The sequence below is a fragment of the Ruminiclostridium cellobioparum DSM 1351 = ATCC 15832 genome (assembly GCF_000621505.1).
GTDB classification, from domain to species: Bacteria; Bacillota; Clostridia; order Acetivibrionales; family DSM-1351; genus Ruminiclostridium; species Ruminiclostridium cellobioparum.
The window spans coordinates 193196-213006 of the sequence record NZ_JHYD01000001.1; the positions used below are offsets into that span (position 1 = coordinate 193196).

18 protein-coding genes and 1 other annotated feature are annotated in these 19811 nt (G+C 40.6%); of the genes, 15 read left to right on the forward strand and 3 right to left on the reverse strand.

The features are described from left to right. Positions 1–9 precede the first annotated feature (9 nt). The 7 genes from T344_RS0100835 (at position 10) to T344_RS0100865 (ending at position 7769) form a co-directional block, all read left to right on the forward strand. Positions 10–723, forward strand: a complete 714-nt coding sequence (locus tag T344_RS0100835) for a response regulator transcription factor (RefSeq protein ID WP_027627145.1) — start codon at positions 10–12, stop codon at positions 721–723. Next, positions 720–1766: a sensor histidine kinase gene (locus T344_RS0100840; protein WP_027627146.1), complete on the forward strand. Its 1047-nt coding sequence runs from the start codon at positions 720–722 to the stop codon at positions 1764–1766. The genes T344_RS0100835 and T344_RS0100840 overlap by 4 nt, the downstream gene beginning before the upstream one ends. A 127-nt stretch (positions 1767–1893) precedes the next feature. Continuing rightward, positions 1894–2664 carry an ABC transporter ATP-binding protein gene (locus T344_RS0100845; RefSeq protein ID WP_027627147.1) on the forward strand — a complete coding sequence of 257 codons (771 nt, stop codon included), beginning with the start codon at positions 1894–1896 and terminating at the stop codon, positions 2662–2664. Beyond that, positions 2654–4630: an ABC transporter permease gene (locus T344_RS0100850; protein WP_027627148.1), complete on the forward strand. Its 1977-nt coding sequence runs from the start codon at positions 2654–2656 to the stop codon at positions 4628–4630. The genes T344_RS0100845 and T344_RS0100850 overlap by 11 nt, the downstream gene beginning before the upstream one ends. Positions 4631–4746: 116 nt before the next feature. Continuing rightward, positions 4747–5745 carry an acyl-CoA dehydratase activase-related protein gene (locus T344_RS0100855; RefSeq protein WP_027627149.1) on the forward strand — a complete coding sequence of 333 codons (999 nt, stop codon included), beginning with the start codon at positions 4747–4749 and terminating at the stop codon, positions 5743–5745. Further along, the gene (locus T344_RS0100860; RefSeq protein ID WP_027627150.1) at positions 5717–6832 is read left to right on the forward strand and encodes a CoA protein activase; all 1116 of its coding nucleotides are present in this window, start codon (positions 5717–5719) and stop codon (positions 6830–6832) included. Before T344_RS0100855 ends, T344_RS0100860 begins: the two co-directional genes overlap by 29 nt. Continuing rightward, positions 6801–7769, forward strand: a complete 969-nt coding sequence (locus T344_RS0100865) for an acyl-CoA dehydratase activase (protein WP_027627151.1) — start codon at positions 6801–6803, stop codon at positions 7767–7769. The genes T344_RS0100860 and T344_RS0100865 overlap by 32 nt, the downstream gene beginning before the upstream one ends. A 154-nt stretch (positions 7770–7923) precedes the next feature. Here T344_RS0100865 and T344_RS29520 read toward each other — a convergent pair whose 3' ends face one another. Beyond that, entirely contained in the window at positions 7924–8679 is a 756-nt protein-coding gene (locus tag T344_RS29520) for a DUF6544 family protein (RefSeq protein WP_051571513.1), read from the reverse strand. Between the two features lie 423 nt (positions 8680–9102). Here T344_RS29520 and T344_RS0100875 point away from each other — a divergent pair, with 423 nt between their 5' ends. Further along, positions 9103–9660 (forward strand): hypothetical protein, encoded by a 558-nt coding sequence (locus tag T344_RS0100875; protein WP_027627152.1) that lies wholly within the window; start codon positions 9103–9105, stop codon positions 9658–9660. Between the two features lie 117 nt (positions 9661–9777). Here the strand turns inward: T344_RS0100875 and T344_RS0100880 are convergent, their stop codons facing one another. Both T344_RS0100880 and glgP read right to left on the reverse strand, forming a co-directional pair. Continuing rightward, on the reverse strand, positions 9778–10032 hold the full coding sequence (locus tag T344_RS0100880; RefSeq protein WP_027627153.1) for a hypothetical protein: 255 nt from the start codon (positions 10030–10032) through the stop codon (positions 9778–9780). A gap of 346 nt (positions 10033–10378) precedes the next feature. Continuing rightward, on the reverse strand, positions 10379–12940 hold the full coding sequence (gene glgP / locus T344_RS0100885) for an alpha-glucan family phosphorylase (protein ID WP_027627154.1): 2562 nt from the start codon (positions 12938–12940) through the stop codon (positions 10379–10381). A gap of 833 nt (positions 12941–13773) precedes the next feature. Between glgP and T344_RS0100890 the strand changes: the two genes are divergently transcribed. The 7 genes from T344_RS0100890 (at position 13774) to T344_RS0100925 (ending at position 19771) form a co-directional block, all read left to right on the forward strand. Beyond that, positions 13774–14202: a putative ABC transporter permease gene (locus tag T344_RS0100890; RefSeq protein ID WP_479692226.1), complete on the forward strand. Its 429-nt coding sequence runs from the start codon at positions 13774–13776 to the stop codon at positions 14200–14202. Between the two features lie 189 nt (positions 14203–14391). Continuing rightward, entirely contained in the window at positions 14392–15420 is a 1029-nt protein-coding gene (locus T344_RS0100895; RefSeq protein ID WP_027627156.1) for a phosphodiester glycosidase family protein, read from the forward strand. 96 nt (positions 15421–15516) lie between these two features. After that, positions 15517–16566 (forward strand): hypothetical protein, encoded by a 1050-nt coding sequence (locus tag T344_RS0100900; RefSeq protein WP_027627157.1) that lies wholly within the window; start codon positions 15517–15519, stop codon positions 16564–16566. 85 nt (positions 16567–16651) lie between these two features. Further along, the gene (trxA, locus tag T344_RS0100905) at positions 16652–16978 is read left to right on the forward strand and encodes a thioredoxin (RefSeq protein ID WP_027627158.1); all 327 of its coding nucleotides are present in this window, start codon (positions 16652–16654) and stop codon (positions 16976–16978) included. Between the two features lie 195 nt (positions 16979–17173). Continuing rightward, a complete protein-coding gene (locus tag T344_RS0100910; RefSeq protein WP_027627159.1) occupies positions 17174–17605 on the forward strand; it encodes a membrane protein in 432 nt (143 codons plus the stop codon). A gap of 138 nt (positions 17606–17743) precedes the next feature. After that, positions 17744–18011, forward strand: a binding site (T-box leader). A 117-nt stretch (positions 18012–18128) separates the two neighbouring features. Then, a complete protein-coding gene (locus T344_RS0100920; protein ID WP_004630105.1) occupies positions 18129–18608 on the forward strand; it encodes an Lrp/AsnC family transcriptional regulator in 480 nt (159 codons plus the stop codon). Then, entirely contained in the window at positions 18605–19771 is a 1167-nt protein-coding gene (locus tag T344_RS0100925) for a pyridoxal phosphate-dependent aminotransferase (RefSeq protein ID WP_027627160.1), read from the forward strand. Before T344_RS0100920 ends, T344_RS0100925 begins: the two co-directional genes overlap by 4 nt. Positions 19772–19811: the final 40 nt, after the last annotated feature.

The following is a 19811-nucleotide window of genomic DNA, read 5'->3' on the forward strand; positions in this document are numbered from 1 at the left end:
AGGTATTGTATGCCGAAGGTATTTCTTGCAGAGGATGATCTGGCTCTCTCAAGTCTGGTGGCTGACAGATTAGCCAAATATAACTATGTTGTTGAAAAAGTAACCGATTTCAAGAATGTGGAAAAGCAGTTTGAGCAATCAAGGGCCGACATTGTGCTTATGGATATCAACCTGCCGTATCTGGACGGTTTTCATTTCGTGCGTTATATCAGGCGTGTTTCGGAAACTCCCATCATCATAATATCTGCAAGGAACAGCAGCAGTGAACAGGTCATGGGAATTGAATTCGGTGCCGATGATTATATAACCAAGCCCTTTGATATTGAGCTGCTCATTGCCAAAATGGGAGCGCTGCTCAGACGAAGCCGGGCGGCAGCCAATTTGTTTGTCACGGTAATAAAGGCGGGAGAGCTAGAACTGGATACCGAAAAACTGACCTTGAAGACCCGGGGTAACCAGGTCATGCTGTCAAAAAACGAGTATAGGCTTATTAAGAAGCTTATGGAAAAACCGGGCAATGTGGTTCCACGGGAAGAGCTTTTTGAGGAATTATGGGATGATGCAACCTTTGTTGAGGAAAATACCCTTTCGGTTAATATGACCAGAGTGAAAGCACGCCTCCAGGAGCTTGGATTTTCAAATGCAATTAAAGTTAAACGGGGAGCAGGCTACTTTCTTGATGCTGCAGCCCTGACCCGGTCCAAAGAGGAGAAGAGCTTATGAAACAGGAATTATACATATTCTTATGTTTCCTGAAAGACAAGCTCTCCCTTCTGATTCTCCTTATCATAAATACAGCTGTAATTATCCTTTTCTTCAATCTTTCCATGGACAGCACCGAATGGCTTTATCCGGCCTGTCTTTCTGTTGTCCTATCCGGACCGTTTCTGTTTGTACAATACTTTTCCTACAGGAAATTGATGATCATGTGTGATACCGGAGAAATAAACCTCCCGGACGAGGTTTATTCCGGCAAGCATTATGTAAGGAAAATAAATTCGACGCTTATCAAAATCCACAGGCATCATAATACAAGACTCAATGAAGAGAAACAAAAAAACCTGGATTTCAGAAGGTTTATCTCACAGTTTATCCACGCTATGAAAACACCTGTAACGGTCATCGACCTGGCCGTTCAAAACACCCCCGGCACTGCTTGCCAGGATAGGCGGGAATGTGGCTTGTATAACACCATTCAGGATATTTCAGAGGAAAATACAAGACAGCTTGAAATGCTGAACAATCTGCTTGACTATCTGCGTATCAATGAATTCAACAAGGATTATAAGCCTGAGTCTGTGGATTTATACCCGGAATTGATAAAAATTATCAACAGCAAAAAACGGAGTTTCATTTATAACAACGTATGTCCCCATATTGTTCCCAACGGAATTCAAAAGGCCGAAGTACTTACCGATTCAAAATGGAATGCTGTAATGCTTGAACAGATAATATCCAACTCCATAAAATATTCCGGTGCTTCTGAGGAAATGAAAAAAGTGGATTTTAAAATTGAAACTGACGAAAATAAGACAATATTAAGTATACGCGATTACGGAATAGGGATTCCGGCACATGACCTTCAGAAGATAATGGACCCCTTCTTCACAGGGGAAAACGGCAGGAAGATGAAAAACGCCACCGGTATAGGACTGTACATAGTTAAACTCATATCCCGGGGGCTGGGCCACGAGATTGTTGTGGAATCCCATCCCGGCTCAGGTACATGTGTGTCGGTAATCTACCGTAAATTAAAACTTCAGTAACGTAAAACCTCAGTACGCAAAACTGCTTTTCTTTCAAAACTGTAAGTTTTGTGAAAGGTTGTTGAATACTTATTTATTCTCCGTAAATTTATAATTTGATTAAAGAGATCAAACGGAGGGAATGCATATGGCATTAATTGAAGTTAAAAATCTGATAAAAACATATTACGGCCAAAAAAACAAGCAGAGCACAAATGCTCTTAACGGTGTGGAATTAACCATAAATGAAGGAGAGTTCCTGGGTGTCATGGGACCGTCGGGAAGCGGCAAAACCACGCTGCTGAACATGCTGAGCGGCATAGATGTCCCCACAGGCGGCAATGTGGTTATTGAGAAGCAGGACCTGTTTTCCATGAAGGCTGAGGAGCTTGCTCTTTTCAGAAGACGGAGGATGGGTTTTGTTTTTCAGGAATTCAACCTGCTTGACAGCCTTACACTGAGGGAAAATATCATGCTGCCGCTTATACTCGATAAAAAGCCCATGTCTCAGATTGAAGAGAAAATAAACAGGTATCTGCAGCTTTTTGATATAGAGAAGGCGGCAGACAAACATCCTTACAATGTATCAGGCGGACAGCAGCAAAGGGCGGCTGTGGCAAGGGCCCTTGTCAACAACCCGGCGGTAATATTTGCCGATGAACCCACCGGAAACATTGATTCCAAGTCAGCTAAAGCCGTAATGGGCTGTCTTGAAAAAATCAACGAAAATGAAAAGGCAACAATATTGATGGTTACCCATGACCCGTTTGCGGCAAGCTACTGCAAGAGAATTATATTCATACGGGACGGTCAGATATGTTTTGAACAGCTCCGGGACGGCAGCAGAAGCCAATTTTTTGAAAAGATAATAGACAGCCTTGCTGTACTGGAAGGGGAGGCTGATAAAGATGAAATTTAGCGGAATTGTGTGGAAAAATTTCAAATTCGGGATTCGCAAATATATCGCCTTTTTTCTGTGCAGTACCTTCACCATATCTATTTTTTTCATTTTCTGCAATCTTTCCTTCAGTAAGGAAATCAATGATTTTATGAACAGGGCAGGAATGGGATCCGAATATGTTTTTTCAATAATGGTCATTATTTTATCCATATTTTCGGTAGGCTTTATCAGTTATATCAACAGCAGCAAAAACAAGAGCAGGTCAAAGGAATTCGGGCTTTACATGACAATGGGCATGACTTACAGGGATATATCCAGACTGATAATTCTTGAGGATCTGGTGATACTGGCTGCCTCAATTGTGTTGGGAATAGCGGTGGGAACGGTTTTTTCCAGATTGGTTTACATGATCAATATGAAAATAATCGGGGAAGAAAACGGAAGATTTGTACTTGACTATCGGAGCTATTTGCTGACTGCCGCAATATTCATCGTCATATATGGTGTAAATATTTTTATAACTATTCTTTCCCGCAGAAAAATGAACATTAAAAGGCTGATGACCTCGGACAGGGAATCCGAGTTTACCGCCCGGAGTCACAGCGGTCTTGCTGCCGCGGGGCTTGTGCTGATGGCGGTATTTGCTTCAACCTCGGTGTCAGCAGCAATGTCAAGGGATATAGCCATGAAAAGAATACCCATTATTCTGGCGATTATTGCAGGCATGGCCGGAATGTATCTGGTCATATCGCATATAACGGGAATTCTTTCGGCATTTGTCAAAGGGAATAGGGAGCTTTACGGCAGGAGCCTGCTCAATCTTTCGGAACTGAAATATACTTCAAAAAAGAATGCAAATGTGCTTTTCCTTCTCAGTATACTCAGCGGAATGATATTGTTATGTTCGGCTTCAACCTTTGCCCTGCTGAGTATATCCGAAAAAATCGTAGAGAGGACTCCGGAACAGGTAATAACTTATATTGAGGCTTTCGGGGTAAACAGGTTTGAAGAGGGCTATGCGGATGAGCTTGTTAAGGAAAGCGGCGCAGGGCTGAGAGAGCATTTCAGGTATCCCTGTACTTTTGCAAATAAAATTGAAAGTGTGCCGGCATCACCGGCAGATAAGGGAGCTTCACAGAGCCCTGCCGTTCCGGTATGTATCATAAGCAGATCCACACTGCATATTATGACCGGGGACCAGTTGGCAATAGGCAGCGGTGAAGCACAGATTCTTGCAGCCGACCCCCTGGCTGTACCTTCAGAGAGCAGTCTTAAGGAAATTGAAATAACAAACGGTGTTATAACAAAAAAACTCTTAATGAAAGGCACTGTCACCAGTCACCATTTCAGCAGTGAAATTGTTCTGGGAAACAGATATATTCTGGTTGTTGCCGATGAAAATTACAGAGAGCTTGAAAGCTCAAATAAAGAATTTAACGGTATAATACACGATATAAGAGTGGATAAATGGAAAAAAACAGGGCCTGTTTTCGACAGGCTGAACGGGATAAGGGACAACAGCAATCCCCTGTCACAGCATTTTACCGTATTTGGCGATTATGCAGGCTATACCTTAATGAGACACCTTTATTCAAACTTTGTGTTTGTTACAAATTTTATAAGCATTTTGTTCTTTGCAGCTTCAATACTGATATTGCTCTTCCGCCAATATGAAAGTACCGATAAGATGGCAAAGAAATATTCACAGTTAAGAAAAATCGGAGTAATGAGAAAGGAATTCAGGAAATTTATTCATACCCAGACAGGTTTCCTGTTTATTATCCCTCTCATCCTTGGTTTATTTATGGGTGTCTGCCTCATGCTTATTATCCAGTCAATAATGGGAGGTAATGATTTATATAAGGAATTTTGGAGTGCCAGCGCAAAAATTGCCGCAGTATATATCGTTCTTCAATTGATTTTCAGCAGAGCAGTTTCAGAAAATTATTACAAAGGGATTATCAATAAAGCTTCTATAAAATAATAAAGTTCAACAGAATAATAATAAAGTATAACAGATTGAATCCACGTCAATAATGAATTGAGAGTGGATTTTTTTTATTCCATTCATTTGCATAATATGAATCAATGGAGGCTTGAATGGTCAAAGTAGGAATACCGAGAGGTTTATATTATTATAAGTTTTCCACCCTGTGGGAAAGCTTTTTTACCGAACTGGGAGCAGAAATTGTAATTTCGGATAAAACCAACAAAAACACATTATTGGAGGGTGCCAATAACTGCGTTTCCGAAGCCTGTCTCCCAATAAAGGCATATTACGGACATGTGATAAATCTGCTTGGAAAAGCGGACTTTATTTTCCTGCCGCGTTTTACAAGTATCTCAAAAAAACAGTACATCTGCCCGGAAGTCGCCGGAGTTCAGGATATGATAAGAAATTCCATAAAATTAATGCCCAGGATAATCGATACCGAAATCAATCTGAGGAAGAGCGAAAAAAATTCATGGCTTGCTGCGCAGTATACCGGTGAATTTATAACGAAGGATAAACAAAAAATAAAAAATGCCTATAAAAATGCATTGGAGGCATACAGAAATGAGAGGCAGGTCATGAAATCCGGAGTGCTGACCGATGAGTTCAAGCAGGAAATCGGTTCAATGCCCCTGCGGGTCATTCAGAAACGCAGCACTAATATTACGGTTGCTGTTTTAGGCCATTGCTATACGGTATATGACAGTTTTATAAACATGGAATTGATGAGGAAGCTGAGAGATTACGGGATAGGAATCGTAACGCTGGATATGCTGGATTACCGGGAGTCAAAGGAAAAATGCAGGGAACTTGACAAAATGTTGTTCTGGGATTATGGAACCCGGGCATATGGAGGAAGCATTCAGCTCATAGAAAATGGCGGCATAGATGGAGTTATTGCCATAACTTCCTTTGGCTGCGGGGTGGACAGTTTTGTGATAGAACTGGTTGAAAAGAAAATAAGGGAGGAAAGTGACCTTCCATTTATGAAGCTGGTTTTGGATGAACATTCGGCAGAGACCGGCTTCTGCACCAGACTGGAGGCATTTGTAGATATGATTGTGAGGAGGGTAACCCATGAAAATAACGTTTCCTCATATAGGTAATACTTATATTACAGCAAAATCTTTTTTGGACGATTTTGGCTCGGAATATGTGGTTCCGCCATTTAATACAAACAAGACGCTGGAATTGGGCTCAAAATATACTTCTGAAGCACATTGCCTGCCCTTTAAGCTTTTTGTGGGGAATATGCTCCAGGCTCATGAACTGGGTGCCGATACCATGCTGATAACCGGAGGCTGCGGACCGTGCAAGCTGGGATACTTCGGAGAGATGCTGAAAAAAACCGCCGCCGAGATCGGAATAAAGATGGATATTATAACTCTTGAGGTTCCGGATCAGGGCATAAAGGAGCTGGCTGCAAGAATTAAGAAGGTCAGCGGCGGCTCAAACTATCTGAACGTTGCAAAAGCGGTGAACGCAGCCAAAAATGTGGCGGTTCAGCTGGACAACCTGGAAAGGCTGTCTCGTATAAAACGGGCCAGGCAGCTTGAAAAGGGAAGTGTTGATAAAATATACCGCGGCTTCCAAACAGGAATTCTGGAGGTCAGTGGTTCGAAAGAAATATTAAAATTTATAAGACAGACAGAAAAGACACTTAAAAAGCTGCCGGTAAATGAAAAGGCACGGCCCTTGAAAGTCGGCATTGTCGGAGAGATTTACACCACAATCGAGCCATATGCGAATTTTTCCATTGAGAGAATGCTGGGCAATATGGGGGTGGAAGTGACGAGACAGGTTACGGTCAGCGGCTGGATAATAAATGACATGCTGAAGAAGGGTCTTCATCTGCCTGTGGAATCGGAAGACGTAAGAGAATCAAAAGCATATATGAGCAGCATGGTAGGCGGACATGCCCATCATACCGTGGGCAATACCGTCGTCCATGCAAAGGAAGGCTATGACGGCGTTATTCATATTTATCCCCTGGGCTGCATGCCTGAGATCGTATCACAGGCAATCCTTCCTGCGGTGGAAGAAAATCATCAGATTCCCGTAATGACCATCATCAGGGACGAAATGACGGGGGAAGCCGGATTTAATACCAGAGTTGAAGCATTTGTCGATTTAATTAAAAAGAGAAGGGAAGAGCACTTGAATGAACAGAATAAAATGTTATATGGGTATTGATGTAGGATCGGTAAGCACAAATATCACACTTATTGACGAGGAGAACAATGTCCTTGACAAGCAGTATCTCCGCACTGAAGGACAGCCCATCGAATCCATCCGGAAAGGTCTGAAGGACATTGACCGGAGGATCGGCAAGAATATTGTGGTATCAGGTGTAGGAGCAACAGGAAGCGGCAGGCAGCTGGCAGCTGCAATAGTGGGAGCCGATGTTGTAAAAAATGAAATAACGGCCCATGCGGTGGCAGCACAAAAAACAATACCCGATGTCAGGACTATTATTGAAATAGGCGGGCAGGATTCCAAGATTATTCTGTTAAAAAACCAGGTGGTCCATGATTTTGCAATGAACACCGTATGTGCTGCCGGGACAGGTTCCTTCCTGGACAGGCAGGCCTCCAGAATAGGGATAGCAATTGAGGATTTCGGGTCATATGCGTTAAAATCTAAAAATCCTGTGAGAATAGCAGGACGGTGTGCTGTTTTTGCCGAAAGCGACATGATACATAAACAGCAGATGGGACATTCAAGAGAAGATATCATCGGCGGTTTATGTGATGCCCTGGTCAGAAACTATCTTGCAAATCTGGCAAAAGGCAAAAGGCTGGATTCTCCGGTTGTATTCCAGGGCGGTGTGGCGGCAAATATAGGTATTGTCAGAGCATTTGAAAAAGCCTTGGGAGTCGGGATCATAATACCGGAGCATTTTGATGTCATGGGCGCCTATGGCGTGGCTCTGCTGGCAAGGGAAAATGTACAGGCCGCCTCGGGAAAAACACAATTTAACGGCTTTGACAAGCTTAACGGTTCATATACCACTGAAAGCAGGGAATGCTCAGGCTGCTCCAACTGCTGTGAAATTGTCCAGATCACACTGGATGACGACCCTGTGGCGTGCTGGGGTGACAAGTGCGGCAAGTGGAGCGGGACTGCGTAAAGGCTCTTTTTAGATAAAGGGCCGTCTTGAAATAAGGGAATTGCTAATAATGGATTACTGATTATAGTGTGCGAGTACAGCTTCGATAAATGGGAAGCTTTATGATAATTTTTCACATATATTTCAATTGTGTTAGTTTTGCGACACGCCTTCTCTAAAAACTATCGCAATTATATTTCAGCCCCTTTATATTTGTCAGCTTAATATAGCAATCATCGCCTTGCGGATAGTTCCAGACGGCTTCCACGCGGGAAGCCAGTAAAAGTCCATTGATGTACCTGTAATCTTTCAATGGAGTTGACCATTTTACTTTCTTGTATGAACTGTCTTCTTCCAAGCAATATATATATCCGCATACAGAATTAACTAATCCTCCTTTTTCATTAAAGTATAAATCAGCTGAGACAGTGCAGTATCGGGTTTTGGCTTGCAGGTTTGTCAGTATAGGAATGTAGACCATATATAGGAATAACATATTAAGATAAAACAATCTGGAAAGATGACTGCCTAAGAAGTTATATTGGTCAATTGTCAAGCAACTTAATATTTCGGTAATAAACTGTTTATCCAATGCATCACGGTCTCTCCAGATATTAATGCATTGCTCGGTTAATATAAGCCTGACAGCCTGCTCATCCTTCTCCAGTGTTAAAAAGTTTTTTTTCTCAAGTTTTATTGCAAGTTGCTTTACGTTCTGACGGGAGCTTCCAATGAGCTCAGATACCTCACTGAGAGTTGGAGGAGTTTTAAAATTCTGAACCGCTGCAATCAGAAACCACTGTTTGGTAGTCAGACCGACGCTTTCAAGATGTTTGTCACTGCTGACCTGAAGTTTATTTGCCAAGAGAAATAAACTGCCGAATATAAAACCTTGTTCCTCTAAAAATTTTACCTGTTTAGAATCATACACATTAATTTCTCCATCAACGTAATATATTATCTACTTGGGTAATATATTACGTAAGTCGAAAATTATCAATACAAAAAACGGATGTTCTTGGCTATTCACTAAATAAAAGAAAAACGTAAAAAAGGAAAGTTCAATTTTTTGAAAAAATAGGATTATTTTTTGACGATTAAAAAGCTAAATTGGTTCTTAGAGTTATTTGAGACTTGAGTAAAATTCTGATATGCACTTACAGCATAAAATAGATATTTCGTGTAATTACCGTGTTTTTTCACGATTATTTTGACCTATGACACATATGTTCTTAATTGCGTTTTCCAATTATTGACATATTTAAAAAAATATGTTATTTTATGTTATAGACATGTCATAAATACACAATACATCAATATTGATAAAAAAACAATCGTAAAGGAGATCATTCAGATGTTTAGTATTAAAAAAATTACTTCACTTGCTTTAGTTCTATGTATTCTATTTGTTTTTAGTTCCCAAAGCTTTGCAGCTTCTACAGAGGACAGTTCTGAAACTGTCGTTATTCAGAATAATTTAACTCCAATCAATAAAGCAAATGTTGAAAATGCATTAAAACAGTTAGTTGAAAATAATTCAATAACACAAGATTATGCCGATAAAGTATTGGCAATCGTAGAAAAATATACAAATGTTACTAGTCCATCTAACCCTACTGAAATACATCCTAACTACTATAATCCATCTACTGGGGCTAGTATAATGTACATACCTTTGGCTTTACCTTCACACGGAGAACTTGTGTTTAATAAAGCCGGTTGGGACATTATAAAAGAAATAATCAATTTAGGCGGTGGATCTACTACCATAGGATTGGCAATTGCTGCTCTTTGTGGTGTTACCATAACAGGACCAATAGCTGCCCTTGTTGGTGGTATTGTTGTAGTGTCAAATGCAAGTGTAAATTTGCAATTTGCACTTGGTAACGAGTATGCAGTTTTAGTATTCTAATCATTAAATTTTATATTTAGAAAATAACATAACAAAGTAGGGTATTATAAGTTGATTTAAAACACTTATAATACCCTACTTTGTTATGTTATTACAGCTCCTGAAACATTTCTAATATTATCCCATTGTATAAAGTAATATAAGAAGTAGTCCTGATACGCCTATAAAAAGTGGACTATGATACTTATCTGAACCTTTTTTAAATCCAATATAGCTTGGCGTTAAATACATGCCTAGGCTAAGTAAAATTGTCATAACTCCCGCACTAAGTAAAAAATAATTTATCTTTCGAGTAAGAAAAGTGACTAACAGTATAGGTAATAAATATAAAATAATTGTCAATACCCTTGATTTAATAACAGCCTCTTGCATAGAAACTCTCCTTTTTTAATAATAGTACCGCTTGACTTTATTATATGTAATATATTGGAAACAGTCAACATGAACATACAATTTTATTGAAGGGTACTAGCAGGATAAAGCGGAAATTATACTCTAGGGAATATCAATACATTTTGTTTTGTTGAACCAAACAAAATGTATTGAATTTTAACTTTATAAACTCTAATCCTGCCTCAAATGCTATTTATGAACACAACAAATCATATTTATGTAGTGTTCAATGGCTTTTGAATTTCCCTCTGTCTGCCTGACTGGGAAAATTCAAAAACAAACCTATCACAAATCTTAACCTTACACTTTTAATCATTCACTATAACTATATAGTCCAGCGGATCAATCCAGTATCAAACCTGTTTATCATATCCGGATGCTTTGGGGTTGCACGGAAAGTATAGGCATATTCTCCGCCGTCTTCAATTCTAAGGTTCAGAGAATATCTGTACAGGCTGTCGGCCAGCTTTTCGGTGCAATTCATCTCAACTGCCTGTGCATTTGCTATTTTCCCGTTTTCCAGAGTTCCGTAATATAATTCAACCATAATGTTTGCCGGATCGATTGCACCTAATTGGGCATTGACCCACAGGTTGATTTCCTGCCCGGAATTTGACCTGTAATCTTTGAGGTCATTGTGGTTTTTATCTGCCATAAGCTGTACCTGGGCCCAATTGTTTTTCATATGTTCTTCAAAGGAGCTGAAACTTCTTGCCGTATTGCAGTTATCCTCCAACAGCTTTGAAGCCCCGGTCATGGCGGGCAGATACATTCTTTCGGTGTACTCCTTTACCATTCTGTCGGTACTGTAATTCCAGGCCAGTGACTTTATGGAATTTTTCATGATTCGGATCCATTCCTCAGGTATACCTTTCTCGTTAACCTTGTAGAAAAGGGGAATGATCTTTCCTTCAAGAGTGTCATATATGGATTCGCTGTCTATATTGTCCTGGGAGTTCTCATTGTCAAATTCGGTCTCATCACCTATAACCCAGCCGTTTTCACCAGTATAGCCCTCGCACCACCAGCCGTCCAGAATGCTGAAATTAATGATGCCGTTTATGCAGACCTTTTGACCGCTGGTTCCGCTTGCTTCAAGAGGCCTTCTTGGATTATTCATCCATATGTCAACGCCTTGAACAAGATTTCTGGCAACAGTCATATTATAGTTTTCAAGAAGGATAACCTTTCCGTAAAAGCCTTCCTGCCTTGCTATATCGTTTATATTCTTGATGACATCGTGAGCCGGGCCGTCGGCAGGGTGGGCCTTACCGGCGAAAATAATCTGCACCGGCTTTTCCGGGTTATTAAGGATATTCTGTATCCTTGCAAGATTTCTGAATATGAGGTTTGCTCGCTTATAGGTTGCAAACCTTCTAGCAAAACCGATGGTAAGCGCATTGGGATCAAGGAAGGTATCAACTTGTCTTACCGCTTCCATAGATTCACCGTTAGCCAGTTTCTGAGCCTTCAGCCTATCCCTTACAAAACCGATCAGCTTGTGCTTTAATTCCAAATGGGTATTCCAGAGCTCTCCGGAAGGAATATTGTCTACAGCTTCAAAAGTGGAAGCGGAGTATATCCTGGTTTTCCAGTCGGAATCGAGATATTTGTCATAAAGCTCCTTTATTTTAGGCGATAACCAGGTCAGTGTATGGATTCCATTGGTTACGTGCGTTATGGGAACATCATCCTGGGGTACGCCGGGCCAGACATCTCCGAAAATATCCCTGGAGACGGCTCCGTGAAGCTTGCTTACCCCATTTTTTCTGCCGGCAAGCGTCAGAGCGAGGACTGTCATGTTGAAATTCTGATCCTCGGGATTTTTCAGTCCCAGTTCAAGAAAATCATATCTGCTGAGTCCCAATTGACCCCAGAAATCTCCGAAATATTTGTCCATCATGTACAGAGGGAAGGTGTCATTTCCTGCCGGAACAGGGGTATGGGTGGTAAATATGGCGGAATTGGACACAATCTGCTTTGCTTCCTTAAAGGTTAAATGTTTTTCATTAATAAGTTTTCTTATAAGTTCCAGTCCCATGAAAGAGGAATGTCCCTCGTTCATATGATAAACCGTGGGGTGGATATCCAGTGCATCCAAAACACGGATGCCGCCGATACCAAGGAAAATTTCCTGCTGAATCCTGGTTTCATGATCCCCTCCGTACAGCCTTGAAGTAAGGGCTCTGTCAGAAGGATTGTTCTTCGACACATCGGTATCCATCAGGTAAAGATTGATTCTGCCGATTTGTACTTTCCAGACCTTTGCATATACGGTTCTGCCCGCAAAGGTGATATTGATTTCAGCCTGCTCGCCGTTTGAATTGAGTGCCGGCAATATTGGAAGCTGGGAAATATTCAAATTATTAAAGCTGGTTTCCTGCCAGCCGTCAATATTGATTCTCTGACTGAAATAACCCTGTTTGTAAAAAAGACCGATTGCAGTAAAGGGAAGGCCCAGATCACTGGCAGATTTGCAGTGATCACCCGACAATACGCCCAGACCGCCGGAATAAATAGGCAGCACTTCGTTTAGACCGTATTCGGCCGAGAAATAGGCGATTCTTTTTCCGTTACTTTCGGGATGATTTATTGAAAACCATGTGTCTTTTTCGGACATATAGCTGTCAAAGGCAGCGACCACATTATGAAGCCTTGACATATAATCCTTATCTTCAAGCCTGGCCTGAAGCTTTTTCTGACTTACCTCCTGCAGAAAACGTACAGGGTTTTTGCCCAGCTTTTCCCAAAGCTCCAGGTCGATCTCCCTGTAAAGGTCGATTGCCTCAGGATTCCAGGACCACCATAAATTATATGCGATATCGTTCAATCTCTTAAATTCTTCCGGCAGGGCTGATATTACGTTGATTTTTCCAACAAGATACATGTGCATCCTCCAATCTGTTATTTAGTAGATTATATATTTCTACCCGTTATTTATATGATTCAAGCTGTATTTGCTTATCCGATTTTCAGTTGTTGATATAATAACATAAAGAAGATGTTATTGGTAGCGTTTATCATTAATTAATACAATGTTAAAATTTATTTAACGCGTAGTGCTAATTAATTTGAATTTTGCTTTACCTGTGTAATATTCTATATCAACTGGTAGCTTCCGTACTGACTTCATAAAATAAGGGCGCCCCCAAAACAATTACATAAATTGTATCGCCTCATTTAAAGCGGTTTTGCCGACAATTTATCACAATTGTTTTTAACCGTGCATCTTATTTCATGAAGTTGTCCCTCGTACCAGTTGATTCTAATTAAATCTATCTGTAAAGCAAAACAAATTATTAACTAGCATTACGAGCTAATTTAACTTGTTGTGCCGGTTAAATTATGATTGCTTTTCAGTAATATGTAGTATTTGTCTTAATGGGATGCAGCTTCCAAAAAAATGAGGCACCAGTAGTGCGCGAGGCCGGTACCCGTCAATGGGAAGCCCGGTTAGAAGAGCTTGCTTGAAATTTGTAGACTTACACCAAGTGCAGCGACGGCCGTACTATTTCAGGCAAGAACTTCGGGGGCAATCCATTGACGGATACCGGCCGGGAGAACTACTGACATGCATACATTGGTCAAAGCTGCCCTCCAATTCTGCAAAGCTCCATGAGCTGAAAAGTCAATTAAATTAACCGGCAACGACCCGCTGAATTAAATGGAAAAAAATACTTTTCACAATTTATGATTTTGATAAATAAAAAGTACCAAAATGTGAAAAAAATATATATTATGATAAATATGATAAAACGATTCTTTATTTACGGTATTATCGGCTGGAGCATGGAAATAGTCTGGACGGGACTATATTCGTTAATCAACGGCAATATGACCCTTGAGGCATATACCAGCCTGTGGATGTTATTTATATACGGATGCGGAGTTTTCCTGGAACCTCTTCATGACATTATACGTTCCTGGAATGTTGTACTGAGAGGTTTAGTTTGGGTTGTGATAATTTGGGGAATAGAATACACAACAGGAAAACTGATCCTGAGCATATTGCACGTGTATCCATGGCAGTATTTCGGCAGATTTGCCGTTGAGGGTATTGTCAGGCTGGATTATGCTCCCGCATGGTTTCTGGCAGGGCTGCTGTTCGAACGTGTGCACCGGGCACTTGACAGATTGAAGATCGTGTAGAAAATGGCAGATTTTCCAGTATCCTGTGTCACTAATGTTACAAATATTAATTTTTTGTGATTCATTTGAAATATACCAATAACAATATTATAATATAATTACTTTTTATATTAGATTACTAAAAAGTATACACGAGGGTGTATGCTTTTTGTTTGCACTTTGTGGGGCTTATTTGATTTAGGGGGCTAAATGAATAACATAACGGTAAATGAACAGTTTGGGCTGCAAAATCAGCTCAAGCAGGTAAAGAAGAAAAAGAAAAAATCAAAGCTGAAAAGCATTATTGTTTTTTTAATATTTGAGTTTTTATTTATGTCGTTAACAACACCGCTGCTGGTCTTTTACGGTCCTTTCAACAACGTAAAGCGAACTATAATAGGGATGACCTGGAACTCCTTTACGCTTCAGAAAATTCCGAAGGCCTTTTTGTCGGACAATGCAATATCCAGGATACTGGGTGACGGTTATGCAATATCGGATTTGGATACCGAAGCAATAAAAATGCTTAAATTTGGAGTAAAGCACACCGGGGAGATTGAACTTTTTGATGTTGAGAGCTCCAATTTTAAAGGTAAGATGCTTTTGATAGAAGATCCCACCAGAATAAAGGTCGGATACTCCAATCAGATGCCCAGAGCCGGTGAAACCACCAGCAGTATAGCAAAAAGAAATGGTGCCATTGCAGCCATAAACGGAGGCGGTTTTATTGACACCAAATGGGCAGGAACAGGAGGCGCTCCGCTGGGATATCTGATCAGTAACGGCAAGTATATAAGCGGACAAATCAAGGATAAGGACAAAAAACGTGATACCATCGCCTTTACTGAAGATGGTATGCTCATAGTAGGAAAGCATTCGGAGAACGATCTGAATAAATACAAGGTTAAGGAGGCAATCAGTTTCGGTCCTCCGCTGATAGTTAACGGTAAACCCACTGTAAAGGGCGACGGCGGATGGGGTATCTCTCCAAGAACAGTAATAGGGCAAAAAGAAGACGGGTCTGTACTCATGCTGGTTATTGACGGGAGAAGCCTGAAATCCTTTGGAGCAACCCTGGAGGAAGTTCAGAACATCATGCTCAAGCATGGCGCCGTAAATGCTGCCAATCTGGACGGAGGTTCTTCAACAACAATGTATTATGACGGAAAGGTAATCAATACACCTTCGGATGCTCTGGGTGAAAGATCGGTTCCGTCGGTATTTATGGTAATGCCGTAGAATAGAGCTCTGCTTCACGCCTTACCCGGCTCACGGTAGGTGCGTACATTTATTCATAACTCATTTATGTGGGCTGGAAAGGCGAATGGTACCTGATTGAAAACTTTAGCTAGGTGGTATAAGTGGATATTATTAGCAGTAATGTTCCAATTCTGTGTATTGTTTTATATAAATAATATATTTTTAAATAGTGATGGTTCGGTTAGTATAACAACGGCTGAAGGTGAAGTGAAGGAAAAGCCGGTAACCGGAGTTTTCACTGTTGCAGCCGGGGTCAAGGAAGTAAAGGTATCATATAATTCAAGATTCGGCGCATATGTGGACACTGACGGAGCGCTGCATATAGTGGATATAAAAGCGAAAAAAGATAAAAAGATAGCCGGTCTTGAAGACGATATGATAACATTTTTCAAGTGGCTGCCTGACAGGGATATGATTATTTACTCCTCGGATACCAAAAACGGTAAAAAGGGAGTGATACAGATTTCAACCTATGAGGCCGATTACGGAACTATCAGGGATCTGCCCGAGATAAAAGCCGTAAATGCACAAAGCAAAGTTATGGATATAGATCTTTCACCGTATACAAACGTAGTTTATGCACAATTAAATACTTCGGAGACAAGGTCAAGAATTTACAGGATCAATGTCATGAACCAGTATTCAAATGTTTTAACCCTTGGTGCTGACGCAATTATCAAGGAGAGCGCCTATGTTAACAAGCTGGTTTATCAGAACCCGGGCGAACCGGTTTATGTGTATAATGATATGGATAAGTCAAAATCAAAGATAACCATTGATTCCGAAAATGTGAGGATACTGGATATAGATGCAAACGATACCCTGTTTATTGCAGCTCTGGGGAACGACGGGAAGGTGACTCAGCTATATCAGCAGAAGATTACAGAAAGCAGGTTTACTGATGACTGGACCAAAACTCCTTTGAAAGAACCTGTGCCTCCGGAAGATATAGTTGTATCCGGCAGCGGAAATGTTTACTATATTAATAGAAGTGAGAACAAAATTATTAATGTTAAAAATGATTTGAAAGCTTCATTCAGAGGAGAGTTTTTGGAGGTACTTAACGGTACGCTTGTTTCCATCGACGGGAATAAGGTTAACATTAATTCCTTGAAGGAATATTAGCCGGCAGAGATGTTTAATAATTTTTCAAATGGGTATAAATAAATTAAGTTTTAGCAACTAACATGTGAATCAGGAGGAAATTTTTATGTCAGGTAAAATAATTGATATTACCAAAGATACATTCGAGGGGTCGGTACTTAAATCAGAAAAGCCGGTAGTGGTTGATTTCTGGGCATCATGGTGCGGCCCTTGCAGGATGGTGGCTCCAATAATGGAGGAATTGGCAGAGGATTATGAGGGGAAAGTTCAGATTTCAAAGATAAACGTGGATGACCAGGGTGAACTGGCTGCCCAGTTCAGAATAATGAGCATACCGACTGTGCTGATATTTAAAGACGGCCAGGTTGCCGAAAAGATTGTCGGAGCCAGGGCAAAAGATGAGTTTTCCGAGCTTATAGATAAACATTTATAGAATCGGAGCTTTGCAGTATAGCAGTGTAATAGTTAATTCTTCTTTACAATAAATGAGAATATTATTTATTTCCATATGATGAATCTCTTTCGGCAGTTGATTTGTTCAAGCTTGCCCTTAAGAGATTCATTTGTTATAATGGAAGATATTATAAAATAATTCATTTACTACAAATATTTTGTGGGAGGATGTACTATGGCAGGGGAAAAATTATTTTCTACGGCCCTTTTCGGTTTCAAGAAAAAACATGTTAATGATTATCTTGAAAGATTAAATAAAGAGTATGAAGAAAAGCTTAAAGCCAAGGAAAAGGAAATTGCTGATGTTAAAGCCCAGTATCGTGATATCAAATCCAAATATGATGAGATCAGTTCAAATATCCAGCAGATAAAGGAAGACAGGGAGAAGATAGCCACTGCATTTATTACTGCACAGGAAAAGGCAGAGACTATCATTAACGAGGCAAAACTTCAGGCCATCAGCGAGAAGAAAAATCTTGAAAAACAGGTGGAAGAAGAAAAAGAAAAGCTTGTGGATATAAAGGAAGAACTTAAGGTCTTAAAGGTGGAATTAGTCGGCAAGCTTAAAAAATATGAGGGTGAACTGTCAGGCTTTATAAAGGAATAAAAGTATAAATTATTTTTATACTTGAATAAAAATATAATTTAAATTATAATAGGCTTTAATAATTATTGTGTTTTTTTGATGTCTATTGCATATATTAATATTGCACACATTAATAAGTAGGGTGACAAATTTATAATTTTAAATGCTGTGAATGGGAAGAGTAAGTATTGAATCAGTTTAAGAGAGCCGGTAAACAGGTTGCTGTTGGTGGGATTCCGGTACTGGTTGGTATTGAAGGCAGCCCGGGAGCAGCTTTTTCGAAAGTCGGAGACGGCAAGTAGAAAAAGACGTGACGCTACGTTACAGGCGCGTAATGTAAACATTATTTGTAAATAATGTCGCATTATTTGAGTGAATGCATTGCAGCATTAATTAGGGTGGTACCGCGGAAACCTTCGTCCCTGTTTTGGAGGACTTGGGTTTTTTTTGTGCCACCTTTCTTATTATATTAAAAAAATATTCTGATCAGATATTATTTATAAGTCAATAACGACTAAATAAAAATGTAAAGGAGAGATTGAAAATGGAAGAGATTCTGGAGATTTTGGAAAAGAACAGCAAAGTGACAGCGGCGGAGATAGCGGTTATGCTTGGCAAATCGGTTGAAGAGGTAACGGAAGCCATAAAGAAATATGAAGCTGAAAATGTAATAGTCGGATACAGTACACTGGTCAATTGGGATAAAACCGAGAGGGAAAAGGTTACGGCACTTATAGAAGTCAAGGTGACACCTCAAAGAGGACTGGGCTTTGATAAAATAGCCGACAGAATTTACAAATATCCTGAAGTTACAGCCTGTTATCTGATGTCGGGCGGGTTTGACCTCACCGTAATCATTGAGGGGAAAACCATGAAGGAAGTTGCGCTGTTTGTATCGGAAAAGCTTGCACCCCTTGAATCGGTTCTAAGCTGTGCAACCCATTTTGTATTGAAAAAATACAAGGACAAGGGAACTATTTTTGAGGAAAAACCCATAGACAGAAGGGAGCCGATTTTCATATGATAATGAAAGATATGATTTTGGACAGAATAAAAAATGTCCCGCCTTCTGGTATCAGAAAGTACTTTGATCTGATTAACGAGATGAAGGATGTCATATCCCTGGGAGTGGGAGAACCTGACTTTGTAACGCCCTGGAATATCCGGGAGGCCGGAATTTATTCACTGGAAAACGGGCATACACAGTATTCCTCCAATGCAGGTTTTATTGAACTCAGGGAAGAGATAAGCAAATATCTGCAGAGAAAATTTTCACTGGAATATAATCCTGTGGATGAAATATTGGTTACGGTGGGAGGAAGTGAAGGAATTGATGCAGCTTTGAGGGCTCTTGCGGGTCCGGGTGACGAGGTAATTATTCCGGAGCCCAGCTTTGTAGCATACAAGGGCTGTACCGGGTTTACAGGCGCTACAGCCGTCACCATTCCGCTAAAGCAGGAAAATGAATTTAAACTGACGGCTGAAGAGCTGGAAAATGCCATTACCGATAGAACAAAAGTAGTAATCATACCATTTCCCAATAATCCCACAGGAGCTATAATGACCAGAGAGGATTTATATGAACTGGTTAAGGTACTGAAGGACAAAAACATAGTGGTACTGTCGGACGAAATATACTGCGAACTTACTTATGAAGGCGGGCATACTTCAATTGCAAGCTTTCCGGAAATGAAGGAACAGACGGTTGTAATCAACGGATTCTCAAAATCCTTTGCCATGACCGGGTGGCGTCTGGGCTATGCCTGCGGCCACAGGGACCTGATCGGTGAGATGAAAAAGATACATCAGTATGGTATCATGTGTGCCCCCACAACGGCTCAGGATGCCGCGATTGAGGCCCTGCAGAACAGCGATGACGATGTGGCCATGATGGCAAAAGAGTACAACAGGCGCAGGAGAGTCATGGTGGACGGATTTCAGAAGGCAGGATATTCGAGCTTTGAACCAAAGGGAGCCTTCTATGTATTTCCCAATATAAAAAGCTCAGGTCTCAGTTCGGATGAATTCTGTGAAAGACTTTTGATGGAGCAGAAGGTGCTGGTGGTGCCCGGAACCGCATTCGGAGAATGCGGTGAAGGATATGTCCGTGCCTGTTATGCATCGTCAATGGAAAATATAATAGAAGCAATGAAGAGGATAAGGACTTTTACCGACAGTCTTGGTTAGGGTGCTGCTGCGCTGCTGCCGGTTGAAGTCTGGTTGGAGG